The sequence below is a fragment of the Pseudophaeobacter flagellatus genome, from assembly GCF_021228235.1.
Classification (GTDB): Bacteria; Pseudomonadota; Alphaproteobacteria; order Rhodobacterales; family Rhodobacteraceae; genus Pseudophaeobacter; species Pseudophaeobacter flagellatus.
In genome coordinates, this window is record NZ_JAJQRG010000005.1 from 289,548 (window position 1) to 313,258 (window position 23,711).

Annotated in this window: 25 protein-coding genes and 2 tRNA genes; 16 read left to right on the forward strand and 11 right to left on the reverse strand. The window is 60.6% G+C overall.

Features of this window, described 5'->3' with window-relative positions; genetic code table 11:
• Positions 1-69 precede the first annotated feature (69 nt).
• A complete protein-coding gene (locus LRK71_RS12270) occupies positions 70-1,545 on the forward strand; it encodes a carnitine 3-dehydrogenase (protein WP_232404173.1) in 1,476 nt (491 codons plus the stop codon).
• Complete coding sequence (locus LRK71_RS12275) at positions 1,542-2,312, forward strand: SDR family oxidoreductase (protein WP_232404090.1); 771 nt, start codon at positions 1,542-1,544, stop codon at positions 2,310-2,312. The genes LRK71_RS12270 and LRK71_RS12275 overlap by 4 nt, the downstream gene beginning before the upstream one ends.
• 122 nt (positions 2,313-2,434) lie before the next feature.
• Here LRK71_RS12275 and LRK71_RS12280 read toward each other — a convergent pair whose 3' ends face one another.
• Entirely contained in the window at positions 2,435-3,298 is an 864-nt protein-coding gene (locus LRK71_RS12280; RefSeq protein WP_232404091.1) for a helix-turn-helix domain-containing protein, read from the reverse strand.
• Between the two features lie 110 nt (positions 3,299-3,408).
• Here LRK71_RS12280 and LRK71_RS12285 point away from each other — a divergent pair, with 110 nt between their 5' ends.
• Genes LRK71_RS12285 through LRK71_RS12295 form a run of 3 tightly spaced genes read left to right on the forward strand, consistent with a single transcriptional unit; the run spans position 3,409 to position 5,473 of the window.
• Complete coding sequence (locus tag LRK71_RS12285) at positions 3,409-3,615, forward strand: DUF2061 domain-containing protein (RefSeq protein WP_232404092.1); 207 nt, start codon at positions 3,409-3,411, stop codon at positions 3,613-3,615.
• A complete protein-coding gene (locus LRK71_RS12290; protein WP_232404093.1) occupies positions 3,608-4,552 on the forward strand; it encodes a fatty acid desaturase in 945 nt (314 codons plus the stop codon). The genes LRK71_RS12285 and LRK71_RS12290 overlap by 8 nt, the downstream gene beginning before the upstream one ends.
• 18 nt (positions 4,553-4,570) lie before the next feature.
• Complete coding sequence (locus LRK71_RS12295) at positions 4,571-5,473, forward strand: DMT family transporter (protein WP_232404094.1); 903 nt, start codon at positions 4,571-4,573, stop codon at positions 5,471-5,473.
• Between the two features lie 25 nt (positions 5,474-5,498).
• Here LRK71_RS12295 and LRK71_RS12300 read toward each other — a convergent pair whose 3' ends face one another.
• Positions 5,499-6,230, reverse strand: a complete 732-nt coding sequence (locus LRK71_RS12300) for an NUDIX hydrolase (protein ID WP_232404095.1) — start codon at positions 6,228-6,230, stop codon at positions 5,499-5,501.
• 36 nt (positions 6,231-6,266) lie between these two features.
• Complete coding sequence (locus LRK71_RS12305; RefSeq protein WP_232404096.1) at positions 6,267-6,686, reverse strand: DUF983 domain-containing protein; 420 nt, start codon at positions 6,684-6,686, stop codon at positions 6,267-6,269.
• Between the two features lie 220 nt (positions 6,687-6,906).
• On the opposite strand from LRK71_RS12305, the gene LRK71_RS12310 reads away from it, so the two are divergent.
• From LRK71_RS12310 to LRK71_RS12325, 4 genes are all read left to right on the forward strand, one after another.
• On the forward strand, positions 6,907-7,425 hold the full coding sequence (locus LRK71_RS12310; protein ID WP_232404097.1) for an EF-hand domain-containing protein: 519 nt from the start codon (positions 6,907-6,909) through the stop codon (positions 7,423-7,425).
• Between the two features lie 171 nt (positions 7,426-7,596).
• On the forward strand, positions 7,597-8,208 hold the full coding sequence (locus LRK71_RS12315) for an RNA polymerase sigma factor (protein WP_232404174.1): 612 nt from the start codon (positions 7,597-7,599) through the stop codon (positions 8,206-8,208).
• A complete protein-coding gene (locus LRK71_RS12320) occupies positions 8,201-8,611 on the forward strand; it encodes a hypothetical protein (protein WP_232404098.1) in 411 nt (136 codons plus the stop codon). Before LRK71_RS12315 ends, LRK71_RS12320 begins: the two co-directional genes overlap by 8 nt.
• Complete coding sequence (locus tag LRK71_RS12325; RefSeq protein WP_232404099.1) at positions 8,608-9,072, forward strand: periplasmic heavy metal sensor; 465 nt, start codon at positions 8,608-8,610, stop codon at positions 9,070-9,072. The genes LRK71_RS12320 and LRK71_RS12325 overlap by 4 nt, the downstream gene beginning before the upstream one ends.
• A gap of 94 nt (positions 9,073-9,166) precedes the next feature.
• Here LRK71_RS12325 and LRK71_RS12330 read toward each other — a convergent pair whose 3' ends face one another.
• Positions 9,167-10,588, reverse strand: a complete 1,422-nt coding sequence (locus LRK71_RS12330; protein WP_232404102.1) for a diguanylate cyclase — start codon at positions 10,586-10,588, stop codon at positions 9,167-9,169.
• Positions 10,589-10,703: 115 nt separating this feature from the next.
• Between LRK71_RS12330 and LRK71_RS12335 the strand changes: the two genes are divergently transcribed.
• The 5 genes from LRK71_RS12335 (at position 10,704) to LRK71_RS12355 (ending at position 15,695) form a co-directional block, all read left to right on the forward strand.
• Positions 10,704-10,988 (forward strand): DUF3572 domain-containing protein, encoded by a 285-nt coding sequence (locus LRK71_RS12335; protein WP_232404103.1) that lies wholly within the window; start codon positions 10,704-10,706, stop codon positions 10,986-10,988.
• 125 nt (positions 10,989-11,113) lie between these two features.
• Entirely contained in the window at positions 11,114-11,803 is a 690-nt protein-coding gene (locus LRK71_RS12340; RefSeq protein WP_232404105.1) for an HAD family hydrolase, read from the forward strand.
• 251 nt (positions 11,804-12,054) lie between these two features.
• Positions 12,055-13,692, forward strand: a complete 1,638-nt coding sequence (locus tag LRK71_RS12345) for a trimethylamine methyltransferase family protein (protein ID WP_232404107.1) — start codon at positions 12,055-12,057, stop codon at positions 13,690-13,692.
• 384 nt (positions 13,693-14,076) lie between these two features.
• Positions 14,077-14,676, forward strand: a complete 600-nt coding sequence (locus tag LRK71_RS12350; RefSeq protein WP_232404108.1) for a heme NO-binding domain-containing protein — start codon at positions 14,077-14,079, stop codon at positions 14,674-14,676.
• Positions 14,673-15,695, forward strand: a complete 1,023-nt coding sequence (locus tag LRK71_RS12355) for a GGDEF domain-containing protein (RefSeq protein ID WP_232404110.1) — start codon at positions 14,673-14,675, stop codon at positions 15,693-15,695. The genes LRK71_RS12350 and LRK71_RS12355 overlap by 4 nt, the downstream gene beginning before the upstream one ends.
• A 178-nt stretch (positions 15,696-15,873) precedes the next feature.
• Here the strand turns inward: LRK71_RS12355 and LRK71_RS12360 are convergent.
• The 6 genes from LRK71_RS12360 to LRK71_RS12385 all read right to left on the reverse strand — a co-directional run bounded on the left by LRK71_RS12360 (position 15,874) and on the right by LRK71_RS12385 (position 21,188).
• Positions 15,874-15,948: transfer RNA gene (locus LRK71_RS12360), tRNA-Glu, on the reverse strand.
• A 176-nt stretch (positions 15,949-16,124) separates the two neighbouring features.
• Positions 16,125-16,199, reverse strand: a tRNA-Glu gene (locus tag LRK71_RS12365).
• A gap of 120 nt (positions 16,200-16,319) precedes the next feature.
• On the reverse strand, positions 16,320-18,065 hold the full coding sequence (recJ, locus tag LRK71_RS12370) for a single-stranded-DNA-specific exonuclease RecJ (RefSeq protein WP_232404111.1): 1,746 nt from the start codon (positions 18,063-18,065) through the stop codon (positions 16,320-16,322).
• A 169-nt stretch (positions 18,066-18,234) separates the two neighbouring features.
• Positions 18,235-19,221 carry a class II fructose-bisphosphatase gene (gene glpX / locus LRK71_RS12375; protein ID WP_232404113.1) on the reverse strand — a complete coding sequence of 329 codons (987 nt, stop codon included), beginning with the start codon at positions 19,219-19,221 and terminating at the stop codon, positions 18,235-18,237.
• 233 nt (positions 19,222-19,454) lie between these two features.
• A complete protein-coding gene (locus tag LRK71_RS12380) occupies positions 19,455-20,741 on the reverse strand; it encodes a homoserine dehydrogenase (protein WP_232404114.1) in 1,287 nt (428 codons plus the stop codon).
• A 183-nt stretch (positions 20,742-20,924) separates the two neighbouring features.
• On the reverse strand, positions 20,925-21,188 hold the full coding sequence (locus LRK71_RS12385) for a hypothetical protein (protein WP_232404115.1): 264 nt from the start codon (positions 21,186-21,188) through the stop codon (positions 20,925-20,927).
• Between the two features lie 216 nt (positions 21,189-21,404).
• On the opposite strand from LRK71_RS12385, the gene LRK71_RS12390 reads away from it, so the two are divergent.
• Positions 21,405-21,992 carry a TetR/AcrR family transcriptional regulator gene (locus tag LRK71_RS12390; protein ID WP_232404116.1) on the forward strand — a complete coding sequence of 196 codons (588 nt, stop codon included), beginning with the start codon at positions 21,405-21,407 and terminating at the stop codon, positions 21,990-21,992.
• 60 nt (positions 21,993-22,052) lie between these two features.
• On the opposite strand, the gene LRK71_RS12395 is transcribed toward LRK71_RS12390, so the two are convergent.
• Positions 22,053-22,979, reverse strand: coding sequence for a pirin family protein (locus tag LRK71_RS12395; RefSeq protein ID WP_232404117.1), 927 nt, complete (start codon positions 22,977-22,979; stop codon positions 22,053-22,055).
• Positions 22,980-23,215: 236 nt separating this feature from the next.
• Between LRK71_RS12395 and LRK71_RS12400 the strand changes: the two genes are divergently transcribed.
• A complete protein-coding gene (locus tag LRK71_RS12400) occupies positions 23,216-23,698 on the forward strand; it encodes a hypothetical protein (protein WP_232404118.1) in 483 nt (160 codons plus the stop codon).
• Positions 23,699-23,711: the final 13 nt, after the last annotated feature.

Consider the following 23,711-nt stretch of genomic DNA (forward strand, 5'->3'; position numbering starts at 1 on the left):
CCCTCCCATCGGGAGGGTCAGGCGCTGCCCGTACTGACGCATGGCGCAGTTACCGTCTTAAGAGGATAGATCATGAAAACAGCAGCAATCATCGGTGGTGGTGTCATTGGCGGCGGCTGGGCCGCGCGGTTCTTGCTTAATGGCTGGGAAGTGCGGGTCTTTGACCCCGACCCGGAAGCCGAACGCAAAATCAGCGAGGTGCTGGACAATGCGCGCCGCTCATTGCCTGGTCTGGGCAATGTGGCGTTGCCCGCCGAAGGGCGGCTTAGCTTTCATGGGACAATTGCCGAGGCTGTCGCCGGGGCTGACTGGATCCAGGAAAGCGTACCCGAGCGGCTGGACCTAAAGCAAAAGGTCTATGCCGATCTGGAAAAACACTGCGACGGTGATGCGGTGATTGGCTCTTCCACCTCCGGGTTCAAACCTTCCGAGTTGCAAGAGGGGCGTGGCAATGCAGGCCAGATCGTTGTGGCGCATCCATTCAACCCGGTCTATCTGCTGCCCCTGGTCGAAGTCGTGACAACCCCCGCCAATTCGGAGCAGGTGGCAGGGCGGACCAAGGAGATCCTGTCGGGCATTGGCATGTATCCCCTGCACCTGAAGAAAGAGATCGACGCCCATGTGGCGGACCGCTTCCTCGAGGCGGTCTGGCGCGAGGCGCTCTGGCTGGTCAAGGATGGCATCGCCACCACGGAAGAGATCGACAACGCCATCCGCTACGGCTTTGGTATTCGCTGGGCGCAGATGGGGTTGTTTGACACGTATCGCGTTGCCGGTGGCGAAGCGGGCATGAAGCATTTCATGGCGCAGTTTGGCCCCTGCCTGACCTCTCCCTGGACCAAGCTGATGGATGTGCCAGAGTTCACCGAAGAGCTGGTCGACCTGATCGCCGGTCAGTCGGATGCACAGTCCGGCCATTTGCCGATCCGCGAGATGGAGCGTATTCGCGACGACAACCTTGTGGGCATGATGCGGGCGTTGGGCGCCAATGACTGGGGCACGGGCGCGCTGCAAAACGCCCATGACAAGAGCCTGGAGACCGCAGCCGGGCTGGTCAGCACGCTTGAGGATCTTGCGGATCTCAGCCAGCCGCTGCTGACCCAGAGCCGTATCGTGCCACTGGACTGGACCGACTATAACGGCCACATGACCGAAAGCCGCTATCTGGATGCCTTTGCCCAATCCACCGATCGATTGATGATCCTGATTGGCTGTGATGCCGAATATATCGCCAATGGTGGCAGCTATTTTACCGCCGAGACCCATATCCGCCACATCGACGAAGTGCACGCAGGCCACCCGATCCAGGTCAAGACCCGTGTCATCATGGGGGCGGGCAAGAAGATGCACCTCTGGCACGAAATGTACGAGGGCGATCGACTGCTGGCCACCGGCGAACATATGCTGCTGCATGTGGATCTGAAAACCCGCCGCTCGGCGCCGCCTGCGGCCCATATCGAAGCCAATCTGGCCAAACTGGCCGAGGCCCATGCGGATCTGCCGACACCAGAGGGGCTGGGCCGTGCCATCGGCGCGCCGCGATGACAGCGCCGCGTCAGCGCGTTTTGATTACAGCTGGCGGGGCCGGGATTGGCCGCGCCATTGCCGAAGGGTTTGCGGCGGCCGGATTTGAGATCTGGATCACCGATCTCAATCCCGAGACCGTTGCAAACCTGCCCGAGGGCTGGCGCGGCACGGTTGCCAACGCCGCAGATGAGGGCGCGGTCAGCGCCTTGTTTGCGCAGATCGTAGAGGTCTGGGGTGGTTTGGAGGTGCTCTGTGCCAATGCGGGTATCGCTGGCCCGACGGCACTGGTTGAGGATGTGGAGCTGGCGGATTGGCGCGCTTGCGTCAGCGTCAATCTGGAGGGGGCCTTTTTGGCGGCAAAATACGCCACCCCGATGATGAAGGCGGCCAAGGCAGGCGCGATCATCGTGACCTCGTCGACAGCAGGGCAATACGGCTATCCCAATCGGGCACCCTATGCGGCGGCCAAATGGGCCATGATCGGCCTGACCAAAACCCTGGCGATGGAGCTAGGCCCCCACGGTATTCGCGCCAATGCGATCTGCCCCGGCGCAGTGGAAGGGCCACGGATGGAGGGTGTCTTGGCGCGTGAGGCTGCCACCAAAGGCATGACCCGCGATCAGGTCTATCAGGGTTATGCGTCCGGCACCTCTATGCGCTCTTTCGTAGAGGCTGCAGACATCGCCAATATGGCGGTCTTCCTCGGCTCTGATGCCGCGCGGCTGGTCTCGGGGCAGGTGATCGCAGTGGATGGCCATACTGAAAACCCGGATCCAAAAGTCTGATCTGTAACTGGGCTCTCTTGGCGAGAGGCAGGCTCAAACCGCTGCCGCGATTTGAGCCTGAGCGGCGCGCTTACGCGCGCCTGACGCAGGGGGCGAGGTCAGAGCATGTTGCGTAACATGCTCTAGGCGTTCAAGGCTGCCTTCAGGGCGCGAATGCGACCGGGGAGCTGTCGGGCGGTAATATCGGCTTCGCGGATCAGTTGATCAAAGTGATGGGTGAAGGTCTCGACCCGCTCGCGGTCTCGAAAGGCCATATAGTGACTGCCGCCATAAAAGACGCAGAGCAGCGGGCCAAAGATGGTGAGCGGCGCGGAAAACAGCCGCTTGGCATCAAAGAGGTATATCCGCAGGCGCGGATAGAGCTGGGTGGTGAGGCGTTCAAACTGTTCCAGCTGTTCCAAACGGATTTCCAGCGGCAGACCCGCATAATAGCCGGTGGCCTGGGCAAAGCTGTCCAGCTCGTACAGTGGCATAGCGATTTCATAATCCGATTGCGCCTGGCGCATCCAGGCCAGACGATCCTCTGAGGCGCCAATCGCCTGATCTGCGGTCCGCCCCAGATGCGGCGCATATTCCCATTCCAGCAGGGCCCGGGTCTTGAGCATATCGGGTAGTGCCGCAGGCACATAGCGGATTTTATAGCCGGCTGCCTCAACGTGCCAGTCAAAGATCCGCTGATCCACCAGGGCGCGGGGCGCTTCGCTTAGCGACATGCTGGCGGCCATTAACTCTGCGGCGCTTTCGGGGCGGTCTGATAGAGACAGCAGCCAGTCGGCAGAAACCCCCAGCACAGCAGCGCAGGCGCCGACCACGTGGGCATTGGGCAGCCGGGCCCCGTCATTCTTGAGCAGTTGAGAAATGGTGGAGCGATCCACTCCGGTGTCGCGCGCCAGGGCGCTTTGGCTCAGCCCGCTTTCGCCCAGGGCCCGGTTGAGGCGGAGGCGAAACTGTTCGGCGCGAAGGCGTTTGTCGATTTTCTTCGGCATGTGCAGATAATTATCACTATTGATGAGAAAAGTTAACCATATTCGGAATTCTACACCGTGGTTAGGGGCGCTACGACTGCTGGCATGGCATCAGCAGCAGAAAGAACAACATGGAAACCCGCAGGAGATCACTGGTTAAGGCCTTGGTCTGGAACGCAATCGGATTTGCGACCATGACGGCTGTCGGGGTGGTGGTCACTGGATCTGCCAGTCTTGGCGGGGTCATGGCGCTGGCCAATACCGCGCTGGGGTTTACCTGTTATGTGATCTACGAGCGGGTCTGGACCCGGATCACCTGGGGGCGGGTAAATGTCTGATCTGCGCCAAAGCGTCGATTGTGCCACAGCCCTACCACGCGGGGTGGAATGGGGCACCCTTGTCCTGATATTGGCCTGCTATGGGCTGTGGCTGCTGGTGTTGTTCCTGCTGCCGGGGCTGGGCTTGGGGCTGAGCGTACTCTGCCTTGGGGGGCTTGCGGCGTTGCATTCCTCGCTGAGCCATGAGGCGCTGCATGGGCACCCGTTTCGCCGCCCCGGTTGGAACGAGGCGCTGTTGTTTTTACCGCTGTCCCTGTTCATCCCCTATGGCCGTTTTCGCGACACCCATCTGGCGCATCACCGGGATGATCGCCTGACCGATCCCTATGACGATCCCGAAAGCAATTTTCAGGATCCCGAGGTCTGGGCCCGGATGCCGGGCTGGCGCCGACTGCTGCTGCGGACGAACAATACCCTGCTGGGGCGGGTGCTGTTGGGGCCGCTTGTGGGGCAGATCTGCTTTATGATCGGGGATTGGCGCCTGATGCGGGGGCAGGGCCGCGACGTTGAACGCCAGGCTGTGCTGCGCGATTGGGGCCTGCATGGATTGGGCCTGGGGGTGGTCATCACCATCACCCTGGCAAGCCCGACGCCGCTCTGGGTGCTTTTCCTGGGCGGTTATATCGGGCTGGCCTTGCTCAAGATCCGCACATTTCTGGAACATCGCGCCCATGCCGAATGCCACAGTCGCACCGTGGTGGTAGAGGATCGCGGCCCGCTGGCCTGGCTGTTCCTGCACAACAATCTGCACATCGTCCACCACATGCACCCGGGCGTGCCCTGGCATGCGCTGCCGCGGCTTTACCGGGAGAACCGAGATCTGTTTTTGTCAATGAACCAGGGCTATCACTATAAAAGCTATGGTCAGGTTTTTTTGCGGTATCTGCTACGCAGTAAGGATCCAGTGCCACATCCGCTCTGGTCATCAGAAGACTAGCGGATCATAACGGCAGCCATGCTGACCTGGATCCCCGTAACAATTGCCGCCGCCACCTTTCAGACCTTTCGCTTTATGCTGCAAAAGGTGCTGAGCACGGTCACCCTGTCTCCGGGTGGCGCTACCTTTGCCAGATTTGCCTATTCGGCGCCCTTTATCATCGCAGGGCTTGCGGCCTATCTGTTTGCCAGCGGAAAAAGCCTGCCGCATCTGGGGGGGGTGTTCTGGGGCTTTGCCCTGGTGGGCGGCCTGTCACAGATCCTGGCGACGATCTGCGTTGTGGCCCTGTTCAAACAGCGCAATTTTGCCGTTGGCATTACCTTCAAAAAAACCGAAGTCATTCAGACCGCCCTGCTGGGGTTGGTGGTTCTTGGCGATGGGATCAGTGCCTGGGGCTGGGTTGCAATTCTGCTGGGGTTGGGGGCGGTTCTGGTGCTGTCCCGGCCGCCGGATGCCACCGGGGCCTGGTGGCGACATCTGACCAATCTGGCCTCTCGGTTGGGGCTGGGGGCGGGGGTGCTGTTTGCCTTTTCCGCCGTCAGCTATCGCGGCGCGGCGCTGCAGTTGGGGGATCTGCCGGCTGTGTTTCGCGCGGCGGTAACGCTGGCATCAGTGGTGAGCCTGCAAACCCTGCTGATGGTGGTCTGGCTGGCCTGGCGCGAACAGGGAGAAATCACCCGCGTCTGGCGGGCGCGGCGGGTGGCCATCTGGGTGGGGCTGACCAGCCTGGGCGGTTCGTTCTGCTGGTTCTGGGCCTTCGCCCTGCAGAACGCCGCTTATGTCAAGGCGCTGGGGCAGGTAGAGCTTCTGTTGTCAGTGCTGGCGTCAATTCTGTTTTTCAAAGAAAAGATCAGTCACCGTGAAATTACCGGCATGGCGCTGTTGATCCTGTCCATTCTGGCATTGGGGCTGGCCCTGTAATCCTGCCCCGGCCAGTCGGCCTGGGTTATTCTTGGTTGGGCATTGGTCTGCCCTTGAGACGCAGAAACAGGCTTTCTTCGTCGTTGTTGCAGAAATAGGGCACACTGCGCGGTGGGCTGCGGTCCTTCAACCGGCCAGTGACTTCGGCCAGAACCACCTCGGTGATGAAGGGCAGATCAAAGCTGCGCACCTTGTTCAGCGGTATCCATTGCAGATGCGACAGCTCATCCGACGCGCGCGAGAAATCATCCAGATCGCCGCTGATCTCATCTGCATCAACCAGGAAAAACCGGGCATCAAACCGCCGGGGGCGGCCGGGCGGGGTGAGCGCGCGAAAGACAAACTGCAGCGCCCGAGCCGAGGGCAGATGGCCAGTGGCGGCAAAGCCGCGCCAATCCTCGGCGATCGTGTCCTGCCAGGTACCGGGATGGCCCAGAACCAGCCCGGTTTCTTCCCAAAGCTCGCGGATGGCAGCAATGGCCAGGGCGTGATCCAGTCCGGTGCTGGCCTGATCGGCCAGCCGATCGCGGCAGATCGCGGGCAGCGGCTGGGCAAGCGGCACCGTGGCATCGGCCAGATCGACAGCACCGCCGGGAAAGACAAATTTGTTGGGCATGAACACGGCTTTGGAGCCGCGCTGCCCCATCAGAACCTTTGGATTCTCGCCCATCCGGTCGCGCAACGCGATGATTGTCGCCGCATTGCGGATCGCGCTGCGGTCTTCGGATGTCACGCCCTGCAGTGCAGTCTCGCTCATCGGCCGGTTTCTCCCTCTTGTGTGTCCTGGGGGATGTTAGTCCTTGGTATCAAAGCCATACATCCGGCGGGCCCATTGATAGGCAACCACCACCCCTTTTAGTCTGGGTAAAAGATAGAGAGAAGAGACAATGCAGCCAATGGAGAATACGGAAAACGTTACGAGAGGTTCGGGACGCCAGGTGAAATAGACCACATGCAACAGCGGGGCCATGATATGACCCACCAGCAAAATGGTCAGATAGGCCGGTCCGTCATCAGCCCGTGCCTGGGACAGATCCAACCCGCAATGATCGCAACGATCATTCATTTTCAGATAGGAATGCAACACCGCGCCCTTGCCGCAATCGGGGCAGCTGCGCCGCCAGCCCTTGGCCAGGGCGGGCCAGGTGGCGCGGTCGGGGCGGTCGGGTGCAGCAGCAGATATAGCAGCGGGGGAGGCCTGAGACTCGGTCATGGGTAATCCTGTTCTTGTGGCGCAATCATCGCCTGTCTGCCGGAGGATGGAAAGCCCGTGCAAATCGCTGCGGCCTGATGCCGCGGCGCAAGCAGGGGAGCATGCGTGCCGCCAGTCTGCACTATTTTTCGCCGGGCGCGACGGAAAGCGCCGCATGGCGCGTTTAGTCTGGGTCTTGGGCGGCACAGGGCTGCCTCAGGCCAAATAGGAGATCAGAAACATGTCACGGATCAAGATTCAGACCAAACCTATTGTCGCCATCCTGGCCACAGCAGCGATGCTTGCGGCGACAACCGCCATGGCCAAGCCAGGTTTTGGTCCGATGGGGCCAAAGGTTCAGTTCGAAGAGCTGGATAGCGACGGCAATGGCGAGATCACCAAGGCAGAGATGGAGGCGCACAAGGCCGCAGACTTTGGTGCAGCTGACAGCAATGGTGACGGCAAGCTTTCTGCAGAGGAGTTGCAGGCCAGGGGCGAAGAGCGGCTGGCGAAACGTGTTGCGGCGATGATCCGCCATATGGATCAGGATGACGACGGTCAGCTGAGCCAGGCGGAAATGAGCAAACGCGGCCACCATGGTGACATGTTTGCGCGGATGGACCGCGACGACAATGGTAGCATCTCGCAAGACGAGTTTGGCAAAATGCGCCATCATCGCGGTGGCAAGCATGGGGGTGGACATGGTAGTGGCGATGAAGATTGTTCTGAACACAGAGCAGGTGAGAAAAATCAGGATTGATTGAAACAGGGTGTTGCACTTTCCCCCGATAGTTCTTGGTTGGTCCCTCTTGCGGGGCGGGGCCAGCTTGGGTTCCGCTCTGCAAAGGGGGGCGCAGTGAGCGGGCCTGCGACAGGCCCCGCGTCGCGCGCCGTTGCCGCCCCGGTTTTGGACTCTGCCCCGTCAGATGCGATGGCTGCGGCACGGCCAGCCGCGACGACGGGGACGACAACAGGGGCACCTGCAACGGATGACGCGTTGCTGGTGCTCTATGCCAATGGCGATTCCCAGGCCGCAGCCGATCTGCTGGCAAGGCTGGGGCCGCGTGCCTTTGGTGTGGCGCAGCGGGTTCTGGGTAACCGGGCCGAGGCCGAGGATATCACCCAGGAGGCAATGATGCGTCTGTGGCGCATGGCGCCGGACTGGCAGCCGGGGCAGGCGCGGGTTTCGACCTGGCTCTATCGGGTGGTGATGAACCTGTGCATTGATCTGAAGCGGCGCCAGCGCGGCGGACATGTGGATCTGGATGCTATTCCGGATCCGGTGGATCCGGCCCGCTCTGCGCCGGATCAATTGCAGGAAAACGCCCGCCAGGACGCCCTGCAACAGGCACTGATGCAACTGCCAGAGCGCCAGCGCCAGGCCGTGGTCCTTCGCCACATCGAAGAACTGACCAACCCGGAGATTTCCGGGATCATGGAGATTAGCGTCGAAGCGGTCGAGAGCCTGACGGCGCGCGGCAAACGGGCGCTGGCAAAGATTCTTGCCAACCGCCAAGAGGAATTGGGGTATCGCGATGTCTGAAGGTGATAAAACTCTGAGTGAGATGGCGGATCTGGAGGATCTCTTTGCCTGCGCCCGTCAGGCACGGCCCGCCTTGCCGTCCGATCTGCAGGCAACCATCCTGGCTGATGCACATATGATGCAGCGCGACCAGAGCATGGTCACGCCCGGCACGGGCAGCGCGACCGATCCCAGTACAAGACCGCAGCGCCTGTGGCGGCAATTCACTGCGGCGATTGGTGGCTGGCCCGCGCTGGGTGGACTGGCAGCGGCGAGCCTCGTGGGGCTCTGGCTTGGGCTGGTACCGCCTGTGTTTTTACCCGATCCGGTGGCGGGCCTGGCTGCTGCCTCCAGTGCGCCGCAGCTGCTTGCGGATCTGGATTATGACGTGAGCTTTCTGATGAGCGATGAGGTATTCGAATGAGCCAGACACCAAAACCCGGCCTGCGCCCCTGGCTGAAAATCGTGTTGGCGCTGTCGCTGGCGTTGAACCTGGCGGTGATCGGGCTGGGGGCGGGGATGGCCTGGCGGTACCATGATACGCCGCATGGTTCGTCGCATCGCCGCGACAAGCCACCGATGCTGGGGCGCTTTATCTTCAAGGACATTGGCCGCCAAGAGATGCTCCGGCTGCTGAAACAGCATGAGGGTGACAGCCAGAGCGTCGCAGATCGGCGCCGCGCCGAGATGGACCAGATGGTTGCGCTGCTCCAGGCCGAAAGGCTGGACCGGACGGCCGTTGCGACGGTGCTCGAGGCCCATATCGTCGAGACCCATCAATTCTTGCGCTTCGTTGTCGATGTCTGGGGGCAACGCCTGGAGGGTCTGAGCCTGAAAGAACGGCGCAGGCTTGCCGAGCGGATGCAACATCAGTTGGAGCGCTGACCACCAGCTCTCTGCAAAGCGCATGGCGTGATATCGCCAGATCCGAGCCCAGTATAATTAGTTCTGCGATTCTAGGTTTTTCTGCTGCCCGCCGTCAGGCCGCCACTGGGGATGTTTTGCTCAGGGTGACCTGATTGCGCCCAGCATTCTTGGCATCATATAGGGCCCGGTCTGCCTGTGAAATCATATCGGTGACGCTGATTGAGCTACGGTCCTTGGTGGCGGGGACGCTGCAGGCATCGCGGCCAATCACTGCGCCAATGCTGATGGTGACGTTGATCGGGGTGGCAAGACCGGGCACATGAAAAGGCTGGCTATTGATGGCATTGCACAGTGCCACAGCCGCCATGCCCGCAGTGATTTCATCGGCGCCGGGCAGCACAATCATGAACTCTTCGCCGCCGACACGGGCGACCAGATCGACGGGGCGCATCTGGGCCTGCAGCCGCCGGGCAGCTTCGATCAGGACGGCGTCTCCAGCGGGGTGGCCATATTGGTCATTGATCCGCTTGAAGTGATCCAGATCTGCCAGCATCAGGGCAAAGCTGCCATCGCTTTCGCTGGCGCGTTTGGCGGTGCGATCCAGAAAGGGTTTGGCATAGCGGCGATTATACAGCCCGGTCATCGGGTCCTGCACAGCAGCCCGTAGCCCGTTGCGAACGCTGTCGCGTAGCTGATCATTACGGGATTTATACTGTAGCTGCGTGGTCAAGCGCAGCGCCAGTTCGTCAACATCAAACCCCGCCTGCAATACATCATGGGCACCACGGTCCAGCGCTTCGGCGGCGATGACCGGATCCGCCGGGTTGGGCACCGCGATGACCACCGATTGCCGGGTAGAGGCGCGGGCGCGCAGGTCGGCGAGCAGCCGCAGGCCGGGGCCAGCAGAGGTTTCGTTCAGCTCGATGATAAAGACATCCGCGACCGGCGCGCTCATCATCAGTTTGATATCGTTCAATTGGTGGCACTGCAGCGTATAGGGCAGTTGATCCCCCAGCCGTTCGGCCCAGGCCTGCGCAGTTTGGGCATCCTGAGCCACCAGGGCTACATTTGCCGTGCTGGACTGTGCATGGCCTGCGCGATCTGACAGCGGCAGCACAAACCCATGTGAGGCATCGCGCTGCATGTGCAGTTCTTCGTTGGTGCTGCGGGCGCGTAGCAGACTGCGAATGCGGGCCTGCAGGATGACATCATCGACGGGCTGCGGCAGCACATCGTCAATCCCGGATGATAGCGCATTCAGGCGTCGTTCAACCGCATTGGACTGGGTGATGGCAATGACGGGAATATCGGCAAGCATGTCATCCTGACGCAGTGCATTCTTGACATCTGCGGCGGTCCCGTCGGGCAGAGTCATGGCGGTCAGCACCAGATCAGGGCGGCTGTGGCGCGCCGCCTCAAGGACATCGGCAACGCAGTCGGCCTGTTCCACACCATAGCAGGCTTCCGTCAGCTGAACCTTCAGCATAATACGGTTGGTAGAGATACCATCTATGACTAGGATCGTTCCTTGCACGCGGGTCGCCTTTCAAGCCTTGTACTCGCTACACTGGAAGTTTCCGCTAGACAGGTTAATAAACTGTTTCGGATTTTTACTAATTTGACGATACCATGTCAGGAATAGGACCATTATGCAGATCTCCGCTGATCAGGCTGAAGTCATCGGACTACAGGTTTTGGCCTGGCTGATGGCAAATGATGAATTGTTTCCGGTGTTTATGGGGGCAACCGGCGCTGCAGAGGCGGATTTGAAGGCGCATGCCGGCGATCCTGAGTTCCTCGGTTCGGTGCTCGATTTCTTAACCATGGACGATGCCTGGGTGGTGCAGTTCTGCGATCAGGCCCATTTATCATATGAAACGCCGATGCGCGCGCGGATGGCGCTGCCGGGGGGGGCGCAGGTGCACTGGACCTGAGAACACCGCCGATCCTGGGCAAATTTCCAACCTGGGCAAATTTCCAAAAGGTCGCGACTAAGGGCTTGCACCAGGGGCGTTTGCCGATACGGTTCGCGTCAAATCACAATGCACAAGGATAAATGATGCCGGTAGATGCCTTTCTCTTTGACAAGGACGGGACGCTGTTTGAATTCAAGGCCACCTGGAATGCCTGGGCGGCAGATATGCTTGGTCAGCTTAGCCAGGGGGATGAGGCCCGCGCCGAGGCTATGGCCCAAGTGATCCGTTTTGACCGCGCCGCTGGCGGCTTTCATGCCGATAGTCTGGTGATTGCCGGCACCAATGGCGAGGTGGCGGCGGTGCTGGCACCCTTTGTCCCGCAGATGAGCGAGCCCGAGTTGGAGCGCTTTCTGGCCAAAAGCGCGGGATCGGCGGCGCTGTGCGAAGCCGTGCCTCTGGCGGCGTTCCTGGATGACTTGCTTGCGCGGGGCAAGGTGTTGGGAGTCATGACCAATGACGCGGAGACCTCGGCCATCAATCAGCTGGAGCGCGCCGGGGTGTTGGACCGTTTTTCCTTTGTCGCGGGGTTTGACAGTGGCCATGGGGCAAAGCCGGATGCGGACCCTCTGTTGGCGTTTTGCGCAGCGACTGGTGTGGCGCCGGGGCGCACTGCCATGGTGGGCGACAGTCTGCATGATCTAGTGGCGGGGGCCGCTGCAGGGATGACCTGCATTGGGGTGCTGACCGGCATGGCGGAACGCAACGAATTGGCACCGCATGCAGATGTGGTCTTGCCACATATTGGGGGAATCCCGGCTTGGCTCGACCGGTAGGGCCTGCCTGCAGATGACCTGAGCAACATATCGGCGGGGTCTTTCCCTTGGCCTGGGGGAGAGCGCGATCTGTGTGGAACTAGGCACATCTGTACAGAAAAGGGATCCTCCGCGCTGATATGGCTCAAAAACGACATGACCTGTCGTGAATGGACAGGTTCGCCGGGGCGAGATTGGGCCTGCTAAAGTTACAGCGGGGGCGCAGCGTTCAGTGGCCGCCCCCAGCGCTGGCGCTTTAGCAGGAGGCTTTCATGACCCGCGAAACAGATCCATCAGGTGGCCGTTCCGGGGGCGCTGCGGCAGCGGGATCTAGCGATAAACTGGTCGCGCGTGCCGTTGGAAAGCGCAGCAGTCGACGCGGCGGCGGGCGCGCAGGCGCGGCGGCGCGGCGGGGGCAGGCAGCGCTGCAGCAGATGCCCTGGTCCATTCCGCAAAACATTGATCCCCCTATTGAGCCGCTCCCGCCCGAGGGGGTTGCGGCCATTCACGACGGGGCCATGCGCATTCTCGAAGAGATTGGCGTTGTTTTCCTCAACCCAGAGGCGCTGGCGCTCTTCAAACAGGCTGGCTGTCAGGTTGAAGGTGACTTGGTGCGCATGGATCGGGGCTTTGTGATGGAGATGCTGGCGCATGCGCCGCCCGAGTTCACCATCACCCCGCGCAACCCGGCGCGCAGCATTCCAATTGGCGGCAAGAACCTGCTGTTTGGCAATGTGTCTTCGCCGCCCAACTACTGGGATCTGGATCTTGGCAAGAAGGTTGCCGGCTCTCGCGAGCAGTGCCAGAACTTGTTGAAATTGACCCAGTATTTCAACTGTATCCACTTTGCCGGTGGCTACCCGGTAGAGCCGGTGGATATCCATGCCTCGGTGCGGCACCTGGACGTTCTTTATGATAAGTTGACGCTGACCGACAAGGCGATGCATGCCTATTCGCTGGGCAAAGAACGGGTGGAAGACGTGATGGAGATGGTGCGCATTGCTGGGGGGCTCAGCGATGCGGAATTCGAGGCCAAGCCGCGGATGTACACCAATATCAATTCCACCTCGCCGCTGAAGCATGACTATCCGATGATTGATGGCTGTCTGCGATTGGTGCGGCGGGGGCAGGCGGTTGTGGTGACGCCCTTTACCCTGGCCGGGGCGATGGCACCGGTGACGATGGCAGGGGCTGTGACGCAGTCTCTGGCTGAATCTCTCTGCGCGATTGCGCTGTTTCAATATGTGCGCCCCGGCACCCCCTGCGCCATTGGCACCTTTACCTCGAATGTAGATATGAAATCAGGCGCACCCGCCTTTGGTACACCGGAATATATGCGCGCGACCCAGATGACCGGGCAAATGGCGCGCTACTATGGGCTGCCGATGCGTTCTTCCGGGGTCTGTGCAGCCAATGTACCGGACGGGCAGGCGATGTGGGAGACCTCCAATTCGCTCTGGGCAGCGGTGCAATCGGGCACCAATATGGTTTATCACGCGGCGGGTTGGCTCGAGGGCGGGTTGATCGCCAGCCCGGAAAAATTCATCATGGATTGCGAAGTCTTGCAGCAGATTCAGCGCTATATGCAGCCAGAGATATGCGCCACCGCAGAGGAAGACATCGCTCTGGATGCAATCAGAGAGGTGGGCAACGAGGGGCATTTCTTTGGCATCCAGCACACCCAGGATCGCTATGCGAGTGCCTTTTATCAACCCTACCTGAGTGACTGGCGCAACTATGAGGCCTGGGAGGCCGCCGGATCGATCTGGACGCCAGAGCGTGCCAACAGGATCTATAAAGACATCCTGGCCGAGTTCGAGCCACCCGACATGGAAGTCGCCATCCGAGAGGCGCTGCAGGATTTTGTCGCCCGGCGTAAATCGGAAGGCGGCGCACCTACCGATTTTTAGGTACCCAGACAGCCCCGCCCTGTGCGGGTGGCTGATCCGTTCTTGTATCAAAGAGAGCGTCTTGTCACTTCTTTGGGAGCGGGTGATTGTTTTTCTTTCTCAAACCAATTTATCGCGGTATGACGCAGTCCAGTCGACGGGGCGGTCTGTTCTGTTTGCCAGGCTTAGGCTTGTGGCAGCAGGGGGAGCCCGGATAAGTATTTGCAATTTCAGGATGAGCAATTTTCGGGGCCAATAGAACGCCAGGATAAGGGCACACAAATGCGTGCGTCGACTGGATGTTCTTACAGGATTTCCCCCTGAAAATCGGTAAAACTGTATTTGTTGGGTGTATATTAACGATACAGCGCCATTTATGGGCGTGGTGTAACAAGGGGCCAATTTATGCATGGTCTGATCAACAGAGCTATTCAGGCGTTTGTCGTCAGTACCTACGGGGAAGACCGGTGGGCTAATATTATGGAGTCCGCTGACCTTGGCTTTTCAGAGTTTGAGGCCATGCTGTTCTATACGGATGCGCAATCCACCAAGATGCTCAGAGCGCTGGAGCGCTCGCAGGAGCGGGCTCTGTCTGAAATTCTGGAAGATACCGGCACCTTCTTGGTGTCCAACCCGCAGGTTGAAGCCCTGCGCCGTTTGCTTCGGTTTGGCGGGGTAAACTACGTCGAATTCCTGCATTCCCTGGATGATCTGCCTGATCGGGCGCGATTGGCAGTGGCGGATCTGCATCTGCCCGCGCTTGAACTGGTAGAAATCTCTCCGGGGCAGTTTGACTTGATATGCCAGCCTGGCTTGCCTGGATTTGCCTTTGTGCTGATGGGCGTATTGCGGGCGATGGCAGATGACTACGGGGATCTGGTGATCCTTGATTATCGTGGCACGCAGGACGGCACTGACCAGAGCGCAGAGGTGATTTCAATCACCCTGGTGGAAACCGATTTTGCCGAAGGGCGGACCTTTGATCTGGGGGCACATAGCCTATGATGAATGACGCTGACCTTCTGAAGATCATGGATCTCCTGTGCCCGATGCATGCAGTCGTCGATGCTGCTGGGCGCTTAGTTTCCGTTGGCCCCACGTTAAAGAAACTGCGCCCCGATCTAGAGTGGGCAGGCAAGCGGTTCTTCCGTATCTTCGACATGACACGACCGCGCCGGGTGCGTTCGATGGATGATCTGGTCAAGACTGCCGGCACCAAACTGCATCTCCAGTTTCGTGACAGCCCCCAGACTGGCCTGAAAGGCATGTTGATCCCGCTGCCGGATGGGCAGGGCGCGCTGATAAATCTGTCCTTTGGGATTTCGGTGCTTGAGGCGGTACGCGACTACGATCTGACCAGCGCGGACTTCTCACCCACGGATCTGACCATCGAAATGCTCTATCTGGTTGAAGCCAAATCTGCTGCGATGGAGGCGTCTCGTCAGTTGAACCTGCGCTTGCAGGGGGCAAAAATTGCTGCCGAGGAACAGGCCTTTACCGATACCCTTACCGGGCTGAAGAACCGCCGAGCCATGGATCACATCCTCGAGCGGCTGATTGGATCGGGCACGGATTTTGCCTTGATGCATGTGGATCTCGACTTCTTCAAAGAGGTCAACGATACCTTGGGCCATGCGGCCGGGGATGCAGTCTTGCAGAGCGTCGCCAGGGTCATGGTAGAGTGCACCCGCCAATCCGATACGGTTGCCCGTGTCGGTGGTGATGAATTTGTCATTATATTTGAACGTGTTAATGAAACAAGGGTTCTTGCAGGCCTGGCCAAGAGACTGATCCGTCTACTGGAGGAGCCAGTGCCCTATGGCGGCAAGATGTGCAAGGTTTCAGCCAGCGCTGGCACCACTTTGTCGACATGGAACTCTGGCACAGTAGACGCTGCAGCCATGTTGCATCAGGCCGATCTGGCGCTCTATGCGGCCAAGCGGGCGGGGCGGTCGCAGCACCTCTTTTATGAAGAGGGCATGCAAAAAGACGAGCCCGAAACGGCAGAGAACGGCGTTCACTAAAGGTGAAGCGATGCCCAGGCGGGGCGTCAGCTGCGGCGGGTTTCAATCCGACAGGTTTTACCAGGTTTTGCTGTGCATTGTCGCTGCCCTGCTATGGTGCGCAGCGCAGGCCTCTAGGCAGAGGCAGAGGTCATGCGCCCTGTTGTCGCGCGTTCATTTCTCATACTGATCAGGGAAGTGGCAGCCCGTAGGGGAGTCGAACCCCTCTTTTCAGGTTGAAAACCTGACGTCCTAACCGATAGACGAACGGGCCACTGTTTCGTGTGGCTGTATTACTTAGTCACAGGCGGCGGCGCAAGGGGCAATTTTGGCTAATTGGCGATTTTTCTGCAGCGCGGTAAGTGTCTGAATAGAAGTCATATATCCAAGACGCATGGCAAATATCTTGCCGGGTACGCCAGGGTGGTATTCTGCTTCAAGGGGGGGTAGTGGCAGCCCGTAGGGGAGTCGAACCCCTCTTTTCAGGTTGAAAACCTGACGTCCTAACCGATAGACGAACGGGCCACTTGCTGTGGAGCGGTGTTTAGTTTCTCTATGCCAAAGCCGCAAGCTAAAAAAGGCATCAAAAGTAAGTTTTTTTGGGGCGGGTAGATTTCTGTCTGATTAGACCCCTTTGATGCGGGATTACTGGGTTTCGGCGGCGTCTTCTAGGCGCAGCTGCGGGCTTTGGCGTCCGCCCCAGGAATTGATTTCAAGCCGACCGGCAAAATGGAATCGCGCCCCCCCATGGTCCAGCAGGCGCTGGCCAAGGGCGGTGTCAAAGGCACCAAAGCAGATCGCATCCAAAGTGCCGCCAACCCCATCCGTCAGAGAAAGCTTCAGGTGGGTCTCGCCGATGCGTTTGGCAAAGCGAATTGCCAGATCGGGAAAGCCGTAGCGCGGCGCCGCGGCACCCGCACCAAATGGGCCGGCCTGCTCGATCTGCTCGATCAGATCAATCGTGGCGGCGCCGGGCATCAACATGCCATCCAGCTTTAGATCCGACGGCCCAAGCTGATCCGCGCCCTGTTTCGCCAAAAGATCACTTAGCCGCGCCATCGCCGCCTCCAGCTTGTCTTGCGCAAGGGTAAGGCCCGCCGCCATCTTGTGGCCGCCCCCCTTCAGCAGCAGCCCTTCGGCTGCGGTGCGTTGGATTGCGGCGCCAAGGTCTATGCCGCTGACCGACCGGCCAGAGCCCTTGCCCTCGCCATTGTTCAGGCCAATGACCACGGCGGGACGGCCTGCGGCCTCTTTCAGGCGTGATGCAACGATACCAACAACACCGGGATGCCAGCCTTCGCCGGCCGCCCAGACCAGCGGCGCGTCAAAGCCGCGTGCCTCGGCCTGTTCCATGGCAGAGGCACGCACCGCGTTTTCAATATCTCGCCGTTCAGTGTTGAGCTGATCCAGCTGCTCGGCCAGGGCGGCGGCCTCATGCGGGTTGTCCGTCGACAAAAGCCGCGCCCCAAGGTCCGCCTTGCCGATGCGACCTCCGGCATTGACACGCGGCCCGAGCAAAAAACCCAGATGATAGGTCGACGGTGCCGCATCCATCCGCGAGACATCCGCTAGCGCCACCAGGCCTGGGCGCTGCCTGGCCCCCAGCACTTTCAGCCCCTGACGTACCAGCGCCCGGTTGGCACCAATCAGCGGCGCCACATCCGCCACCGTGGCCAGTGCCACCAGATCCAGCAGGCTCAGCAGGTCCGGCCCAGCCCCAAGTCCCTTTTCGCGGGCCTGGCGGCGCACCTCGACCAGCATCAGGAAGACCACGCCAGCAGCGCAGAAATACCCCAGATCACCCGTTTCATCCTGCCGGTTCGGATTTACCACCGCAACGCAGTCGGGCAGCGTCTCACCACCAAGGTGATGGTCCAGCACGATGACATCCGCACCCCTAGCGGCGGCAATCGGCCCATGCGAAAGGGTGCCGCAGTCGACGCAGACGATCAGATCATGGTCCCGCGCCAGGCCAGACATGGCCTCATCATTGGGCCCATAGCCCTCGTCGATGCGATCAGGAATATAGAGCGTGGCCTGCAACCCCATGGCGCGCAGCCAGACCAACAAGAGCGCAGCAGAACTGCCGCCATCGACGTCATAATCGGCAAAAATGGCGATGCGCTGTCGCGTTTCGACAGCCTGCAGAAAACGGGTGGCTGCCAGTTCCATGTCCTTCATGTGGCGCGGATCGGGCAGCAACTCTTTCAGCTGCGGCGTCAGGAAGCCGACCGCCTCGTGAGCGGGCACGCCGCGCCGGGCCAGAACTTGACACAGCGGCGTCGGCAGGCCGGTCTGCTGTACCATATGTTCTGCCGCGCGCTCCAGATCAATGCCCAGCCCCAGCCAGCGACGCCCGGTCAGCGATGCCTCTACCCCAAGAAAACTCATGGATGGCTCCTCATCCTCGTCTATGAAAAAGGGCCGGACCCGCCTGGATCCAGCCCTTCATTTGGCTAAAAATATCCCCGCCGGAGGCCGTGGCGCAAGCCACTTCTTTGTTGGCAACGGCTACTCTGAACAGACCGGCCAAACAGGCTGTGGTGACGGGGCCGTCCTATCAGGTTTCCAGCGCGTCTACTGGCGTGCGGTAGGACATGCGCCGTACCGATCCGGTTTTTGACCGCATCAGCAGGGTGGTGGTTTCCACCCAACCGGGCTGGCGCTTGATTTCCGGCAACAGGGATCCACCGGTCACGCCAGTCGCGGCAAAGATCACATCCTGGGTCACCATTTCGTCACGGGTATAGATCCGGTCGAGATCGGTGATGCCGGCCTTGGCGGCGCGGCCCTTTTCGTCATCGTTGCGGAACAGCAGGCGGCCAAACATCTGCCCGCCCATGCATTTCAGCGCCGCGGCAGCCAAAACACCCTCTGGGGCGCCGCCCTGGCCCATATACATGTCGATGCCCGTGGTTTCCGATTCGGCGCAGTGCATCACGCCGGCAACATCGCCATCGGTGATCAGCCGGATCGCCGCGCCGGTTTCACGCACTTCCGCGATCATCGCCTCGTGGCGCGGGCGTTCCAGAATGCAGACGGTGATATCGGCAGGGGCGCAGCCCTTGGCAGCGGCCAGCGCTTCGACACGCTCACGCGGGGACATATCCAGCGAGACAACGCCTTCGGGGTAGCCTGGGCCAATGGCCAGCTTGTCCATATAGGTATCGGGCGCGTGCAGCATAGAGCCGCGCGGGCCCATGGCGATGACGGTCAGCGCGTTGGGCATGTCCTTGGCGGTCAGCGTGGTGCCTTCCAGCGGATCCAGCGCGATATCAACGCCCGGGCCGGTGCCAGAGCCAACTTCTTCGCCGATATACAGCATCGGGGCTTCGTCGCGTTCGCCTTCGCCGATAACCACGACACCTTTGATGTCCAGCAGGTTCAGCTGTTCGCGCATGGCGTTGACAGCGGCTTGATCGGCCGCCTTTTCGTCGCCGCGCCCAATAAGCGAAGCCGAGGCCAGCGCGGCCTGTTCTGCCACTCGGGCAAGGCCGAGCGACAGCATGCGATCATGAAATGGGGCGTCTGTGGTGGTCGAGGTCATACTCAATATCCTGTTACAATCCGGGCGGGTTGCCTGTCGAATACCCTTTTGCGGGGGCGGCGGGCAAGAGATGATAGCGATAGCTAGGGCGGGAAGGCGCGCGTTGTGCCCTGAATAGAGTATTTTTGCGCGCCTTTACTAAGGGATGGGCCGGTTTGCGGCCCAATTGAATGTTTTATGACCTCGTTTTGGATCCAGGCTTTTTCAACCAAACGCGCGAGCAGCAGGCCCGGTCAGAGTTCTTCGACACGCAGGGCGACAGGCTCGCCGTCGACAACGCCGGTCTGGGCAAGGGTTTCGATTGCGACGTCCAGCGTGGCAGAGGTGGTCTTGTGGGTCACGATCAGCACCGGTGCAGTGGTGTCCGCGTGGCCATATTGGCGCATCCGGTCGATGGAAATCCCCGCATTGCCAAGCGCTGCGGCCACTTTCGCCAGGGCGCCGGGTTTGTCCTGCAGCGCCAGCCGCAGGTAATAGGGGGCGGGAAGGCCGGTCTGGGCCGCTGGGATTTCCTGCAAAGAGCTGGCAGGCTGGCCAAAGGTGGCGATGCGTAGCCCGCGCGCCAGATCGCAGATGTCGCCAAGCACAGCGCTGGCGGTGGGGCCTTCGCCGGCACCGGGGCCCTGCAGCACCACCTGTTCGATCGCGTCGCCTTCGATGACCACCATATTGGTGCCGCCTTCCAACTGCCCCAGCGGCGAGTCGGCGGGTACCAGGCAGGGGGTCATGCGCTGTTCCAGCCCACGGGGGCTGCGCTGTGCAACGCCCAGCAGTTTGATCCGATAGCCCATGTCGGCGGCATGGCGAATATCGTCGATGGCGATGCGCTGAATGCCCTGCAGTTGCACATCCTCAAAGGCAGGCTTGCTGCCAAAGGCGATAGAGGAGAGCAGGGCCAGCTTGTGTCCGGCATCAATGCCGCCAACATCCAGGTTGGGGTCGGCTTCCAGATAGCCCAGGCGACCGCATTCGTCGAACAGGGTGTTGTAGCCCTGGCCGGTGGCCTCCATCCGGGTCAGGATATAGTTGCAGGTGCCGTTCATCACCCCCATGATCCGGGTGAACTGATTGCCGGCCAGCGCCTCGGTGAGCGTTTTGACAACCGGGATGCCACCGGCAACGGCGGCCTCAAAGCGGATCACCTGGCCGGCTGCCTCGGCCTGTTCTGCCAGCGCCTGGCCGTGGATGGCCAGCAAGGCCTTGTTGGCGGTAACCACATCCTTGCCAGAGGCCAGCGCGGCCTCGGTGGCATCTTTGGCGGGGCCGTCGTCGCCGCCCATCAGTTCGACAAAAACGTCAATATCGTCACGCTTGGCCAGGGCGACGGGGTCGCTCTCCCAAGCATAGCCGGTCAGGGCAACACCGCGGTCCTTGTTGGCGTCGCGGGCCGAAACCGCTGTGATCACCACAGGGCGACCGGTGCGCATCTCCAGCATTTCAGCCTGACGGCGGACGATTTTCACCACCCCCACGCCAACCGTGCCCAAACCTGCAATCCCAAGACGAAGCGGTTTTGTCATAGCCGGAGATCCTTTTCGTATCCATCTGTGTTGACCCGCATTAGCGGGTTCAGGGAGGGGGTGCAACGGCACTGGCGGGATAGCTGGGGAAATCAGGTCTCAAGCGGTGTATAGACGGCGCAAATAGGGGCGCAAAGCGGCAGGCTTATGCGGCCAGATGTTCGCTGTTCCTTAACGGCTTGGTTACTGTGAGGCGCGGCGCAGGGCCTCGGCGCGGCGGTCCAGGCGGGCGCTGCGCGCCTTGAGCGTCTTTTGCAGCTGCTCTGCCGCGTCTTCGGGGGCGGCCTGGGGCGCGATCAGGTCATCTATCGGCCGCAGGGGCGGATAGGCTGCGGCGCGCAGCTCTGGCGTCAGGCGATTGTTCAGCTCGGGCTCGTTGCTGCACCCGGTAAGAGTTGCAAGTCCGAGACTGGCGCCGAGCAGGATTATGGGCAGGGGGCGGTGCATGACATTTTCCTATTGCTTGTCTCTTGATGCACAATCAACAGATAAGGTACAAGCTGGCAGCGTGATTTATCCGCTGCTGCAGTAAGATGCAGTCTGCTGGTCCATTGGGCTTGCCTGAGTTTTGAACCTGCCTGAATATCGGGCCTGATTGTATGTCTTTTGCGCCAGAATGCAGCAGGGTCTTTTTTCTGAACAAATGTTCAGTTATCTTGAGGCATGGCACGTACGCAGGGTTCTCATTCTGATATCACAGGCCCGCGCATTCGCAGCGCGGCGCTACGGCTGTTCGCGCAGCATGGCTATGCGGCGGTGTCGATGCGCCAGATCGCCAAAGAGGTCGGTGTACAGGCCGGGGCCTTGTATAATTACACCCCCGACAAGCAAAGCCTGCTGCATTCACTGATGGATCGGCACATGCGGGAGCTGCTGGCGGCCTGGCAGATCGAGGCGGGCGATGGTGACGCGCTGAGCCAGCTTGAGCGCTTTGTCCGTTTCCACATCCGCTTTCACATGCAGCGCCCGGATGCGGTTTTTATTGCCTATATGGAACTGCGCAATCTGACGGAAGAAAACTTCGCTGCCATTGAAACCCTGCGGCGCGCCTATGAATACGCTCTGGAGACAGTGCTGAAGCAGGGGATTGCCACTGGTCAGTTCACCATTCCCGATACCAAGATCGCGACCTTGGCGGTGATTGCCATGCTGAACGGGGTGATGACCTGGTATCGCAGCGGCGGCCGTCTGTCGTTGGAAGAGGTAGAAAGCGTTTATTGGGATATGGTGCGCAAATCGGTCACCGCCTGAACCGGCACATGGCGGGGGGAAGCGGCAAGACCGCTGATCTTGCCGCTGCTGGTGTTCAAGTCAATGTGCGGGGGCGATGAAGGTGCCGTTGCGCAGATCCTTGAAAGCTTGCTGCAGTTCGGCGCGGGTGTTCATCACGATTGGCCCATGCCAGGCCACCGGCTCTTGGATCGGGGCACCTGAAATCAGCAAAAAGCGCAGGCCTTCCGGGCCGGCCTGCACAGTAACCTCATCGCCAGTGCCAAATCGCACCAGGGTCCGGTTGCCAGACATATCCCGAATATTTACCTCTTGGCCGGCAACCTCTTTTTCCAGCAGCACGCCCTGCGGGGTTGCCGCATCGACAAAGACCCCGGCACCTTCGAAGACATAGGCAAAGGCGCGCCGGTAGGTGTCGATCTTAAAGGTCTTGGTCACCCCAGCAGGCACCGAAATATCCAGATATTGCGGGTCCGCAGCGATGCCATCGACCGGGCCGCGTTTGCCCCAGAACTCGCCGGTGATCACCCGCACATGGGTGCCGTCGTCATCGGTGATTTCGGGGATCTCGCGGGCGGCGACATCCTGATAGCGGGGGGCGCACATCTTCTGATCAGAGGGCAGATTGCCCCAGAGTTGGAAGCCATGCATCTGCCCCTGCTTGTTGCCGCGTGGCATTTCCTGATGCAGGATGCCCGACCCGGCAGTCATCCACTGCACATCGCCCGCGCCCAGGCTGCCGGCATTGCCGAGAGAGTCACTATGAGAGACTTCGCCGGACAGCACATAGGTGATGGTTTCAATGCCGCGATGAGGGTGCCAGGGAAAGCCCTGCTGATAGTCTGCGGGGTCTTCGTTGCGGAAATCGTCAAACAGCAAAAACGGGTCCAACTCGCTTGGGTCCTGAAAGCCAAAGGCGCGGTGCAGTTTCACGCCTGCCCCTTCGAGTGTGGGCTGGGCCTGACGGGTTTCCAGAATGGGCCTGGGGGATGTGGGGCGAAGCGACATGGGGTTTCTCCTGTACGGGGCACTGCAGTTTCTGGGGCAGGGCTGGACTACATCTAGGCCGCGAACCTTTGTTGCAAAACACCCAAGAGGCCACCGTTGCTGTGCGGGAATGCACAGAGAGCAAGGGTCCCTCCGTGCCTGACTGTCGGCGGGGCTGTTCGTGGTGGCAAAAGCAGGCTATGTCCAGCGCAACCAAAGGTCCGGGCCGGACCCGGACGATGGCAGGAGAGCGATAAATGACGGATGAAGTCTTGGTAACGGTAGAGGCCTCGGGGCTGCGCCGGATCATGGGGGTGGCCATGCTGGCGGTGATTGGTGTGACCCTGCTGTATGTGGCGGTTGCAACACCGCCGTCGCTGGCCTGGCTGGTGTTTCTGCTGTTGGTCGGGCTGGCGGCGCTTTGGTTGTCGGTGCGGATGTGGCAGGCGACGGCCTACCAGATCGAACTGACCGAAGAGGTGCTGCGCTGCACCGATGGCACCGTGATCGCGCAGGTTGCCGATATCGAAACGATTGATCGCGGCTTTTTTGCCTTTAAGCCATCAAACGGATTTTTGATCCGTAGCAGCACGCCAGGTGCGCGGATCTGGCTGCCGGGGCTCTGGTGGCGCGCCGGGCGGCGGATTGGCATTGGCGGGGTGACGCCAGGGTCGCAGACCAAGACCATGTCGGAAATTCTGGCGGCGATGATCGCCAAGCGCAGCATGGGACCGCTGTAGGGCCGCGGCTGCA